4 protein-coding genes are annotated in these 3,152 nt (G+C 74.8%); 1 reads left to right on the top strand and 3 read right to left on the bottom strand.

All coding sequences use genetic code 11. The features are described 5' to 3' along the window. Positions 1 to 321 (bottom strand): M17 family peptidase N-terminal domain-containing protein (locus tag HUW36_RS29320; protein ID WP_281357570.1); only part of this gene is annotated, 321 nt, incomplete at its 3' end. Between the two features lie 165 nt (positions 322 to 486). Here HUW36_RS29320 and gcvT point away from each other — a divergent pair. Beyond that, positions 487 to 1,608 (top strand): glycine cleavage system aminomethyltransferase GcvT, encoded by a 1,122-nt coding sequence (gene gcvT, locus HUW36_RS29325; protein WP_174531080.1) that lies wholly within the window; start codon positions 487 to 489, stop codon positions 1,606 to 1,608. Positions 1,609 to 1,617: 9 nt separating this feature from the next. Here the strand turns inward: gcvT and HUW36_RS29330 are convergent, their stop codons facing one another. Continuing rightward, the gene (locus HUW36_RS29330; protein WP_174531081.1) at positions 1,618 to 2,910 is read right to left on the bottom strand and encodes a DUF2314 domain-containing protein; all 1,293 of its coding nucleotides are present in this window, start codon (positions 2,908 to 2,910) and stop codon (positions 1,618 to 1,620) included. 62 nt (positions 2,911 to 2,972) lie between these two features. Further along, a partial coding sequence (locus HUW36_RS29335) for an adenosylcobinamide-GDP ribazoletransferase (protein WP_174531082.1) occupies positions 2,973 to 3,152 on the bottom strand: 180 nt, incomplete at its 5' end.

Consider the following 3,152-nt stretch of genomic DNA (forward strand, 5'->3'; position numbering starts at 1 on the left):
CTCGGGCGCGGGGGCGGCTCCGGAGGGCTCCGGGCCGAGCCCGACGGCGGCGACCACCGGGGCGGTCACCGTGCCCAGCGTGGCCAGCTTGATCACCTCGCCGGGGCCACCGGTCGCGCCGAGCAGGGCCAGCGTCTCGGTCAGCTTGCCGTCGAACGCGGCGGCGATGCTCTCCGCGCCGCTGGCCAGCAGCAGGGCGGCGGCGGATGCGCCGGCGCCCGGCTCGGTGGTCTGGCTGTGCACGCCGATCACGATCGCGTCGACGGCGAGTTCGGCGGGGTCGGTGTCGACCAGGCTGAGGGTGGTGCGGGGCGATGTCACGAAAGCTACTCCGGGCGGGCCGGGCCGGCCGCGTCGTCGCGTACCGGCGGTGAAGGTCTCTCCGGCGGCAACCTACCCGTCGGAGGCGTGGCTGTCCCGCCGATGGACGTCGACGGGATCCCGCCGATGCTAACCAGCCGGGTCCGGGCCGGTAAGTTGCCACCCATGACCGAGGTGACCTCCGACGCCGCCGAGACCCGGCTGCGCCGCTCCCCGCTGCACGAGCGGCACACCGCGCTCGGCGCGAAGTTCGCCCCCTTCGGGGGCTGGCAGATGCCGCTGGAGTACGCCGGCGGCGGCGTGCTCAAGGAGCACACGGCCGTGCGTACCGGGGTGGGCGTGTTCGACGTCTCGCACCTGGGCAAGGTCCGGGTCGCCGGGCCGGGCGCCGCCGACTTCGTGAACGCCTGCCTGACCAACGACCTCGGCCGGATCGCGCCCGGCAAGGCGCAGTACACGCTCTGCTGCGACGACGCCACCGGCGGCGTGGTGGACGACATCATCGCCTACCTGCACGCCGACGACCACGTCTTCCTGGTGCCCAACGCGGCCAACACCGCCGAGGTGGCCCGCCGGTTGCGCGCCGCCGCGCCGGCCGGGGTGACCGTCACCGACGAGCACGAGGCGTACGCCGTGCTCGCGGTCCAGGGGCCGCGCTCGGCGGAGCTGCTCGACGGGCTCGGCCTGCCCACCGGGCACGAGTACATGAGCTTCTCCACCGCCACGCTGGCCGGCGTCGAGCTGACCGTCTGCCGCACCGGCTACACCGGCGAGCTGGGCTACGAGCTGGTCGTCCCGGCCGAGCACGCGGTCGCGGTCTGGGACGCGATCGTCGCCGCCGTCGACGTGCGCGCCTGCGGCCTGGCCGCCCGGGACACGCTGCGCACCGAGATGGGCTACCCGCTGCACGGGCAGGACCTCTCCCCGGAGATCACCCCGGTGCAGGGCCGCTCCGGCTGGGCGGTCGGCTGGGACAAGCCGGCCTTCTGGGGCCGGGACGTGCTGCGCGCGGAGAAGGCCGCCGGTCCGGCCCGTACGCTGCGCGGCCTCACCGCGGTCGACCGGGCCATCCCGCGCCCCGGCATGGCCGTGTACGCGGGCGACAAGCAGGTCGGCACCGTCACCAGCGGCACGTTCAGCCCGACGCTCAAGCACGGCGTCGCGCTGGCGCTCGTCGACACCGACCCGAAGCTGCCCGACGGCGAGGAGCTGGAGGTCGACATCCGCGGCCGGCGTGCCCGGATGCGCCTGACGAAGCCCCCCTTCGTCCAGCCCTCCGTCCGCTAACCGCGCCGGTCAGTCCTCGGCGAGGCGCTCGCCGGCGTCGAGGACGGCCTGCGTCCAGCCGCCCTCCAGCACGCCCGTGCCGTCCAGCACGGCCCAGTCGACCACGTCCGACGCCTCCACCACCACCGGCGAGCCGATCTGCACGCTCGGGTCGGTGTTGGCGTCGCTGGCGCTGGCGCCGACGATCCGCTCCGGGACCTCCCAGGAGGTCACCCCGGCCCAGACGTACTCCGGGCCCTCGTCACCGGGCAGGCCGTACTTGACCACCAGCTGGCTCTCATCGGGCAGCCGGCCGGCCAGGAACCGGGCCCGGATGTCGCCGAGCGAGGCGCGGGCGGTGGCCACCGCCCGGCTCATCGCGTCGCCGGTGCGGGTGTAGCGGACGTCCGGCTGGATGCCGCTGAACAGCGTGGCGCAGGCGGCGGCGAAGTAGCGGCCCGGCGGGCCGGGGTGCCCGGGCGGCGGGTTGAGGCTCAGGTACGAGTCGGCGTCCGGGTTGGTGGCCGGGTCCAGCTCCAACCGCAGCAGCACCGGCGCGGTCGCACCGTGCTGCTCCGGATTGCCGTACGCGACGGCGATGTCGTGCCCGGTCACCGTGGCCAGGACCGGGAGCTGCACGAACGCCGGCACCTCCTCGCCTGCCAGCCCGTCGGTCCAGTCCCGCAGCAGGCGCCTCGCCGCCCCGGTCATCACCGCGCCCCAGGCCCGGGTGAGATGGTCCGGTACGCCCTGGGCCTGCAACTCCAGCAGCCCGAACCGGCGCAGCCCCTTGGTGGTGAACCAGAGCCCGTCGGCGTCGGAGGAGTAGGGCACCAGCACCCAGTCGACGAGCCGGATCCGGCCGTGCTCGTCGGGCAGCGAGCGCAGCGCGGCCGCCGGGTCGAGAAACTGGAGCCCGAAGACGTCCACCACGTCCCCGCCGACCGTCTCGGCGACCGCCGCGGCCACCGCCCGGGCCGCCCACTCGTGCGCCGGCGGCCAGCCCGGCCGGTACTCGGCCTGCACCACCACCAGGTGGGTGGCGGCGGCCAGCCGGGCCAACTGCTCGTCGGTGGCGCCGAACGCGCTGAGCAGGTCCGGCGGCAGCTCCGGGAACTCGTCGACGGTACGCGTGTCCACGCTCATCAGCGGGCTGTCCAGCATCTGCTTCGCCAGCCCGTACACCGGCTCGGCGAGTCGGCCGGCCAGCCCTTCCACCGCGGTCTTCGGACTGACCCGGGGCAGCCCGGCGATCGGCACCAGATAGGTCGCGTCCAGCGACTCGGGCACCGGTACGGGCAGGAAGTCGTCCGTGATGAGCATGTCGTCCCCCTCGACCGCGCCGGTGCACCCACCCGAACGCTACCGTTCCGACCGGGTGACGATCAGCCGGTCAGGACCAGTCCCAGGTAGGACAGCGTGGTGACGATCTCCACGAGCGCGCCGAGGACGTCGCCGGTGATCCCGCCGAAGCGGCGTACCAGGTGTCGCAGGAGCCCGGCCGCGACGGCGAGCGCGCCGAGCACGGCGAGCGGCCCCTGCCACGGGCGGCCCGGCACGGCGGG

This window comes from Micromonospora maritima, from assembly GCF_902825405.1.
Taxonomy (GTDB): Bacteria; Actinomycetota; Actinomycetes; order Mycobacteriales; family Micromonosporaceae; genus Micromonospora; species Micromonospora maritima.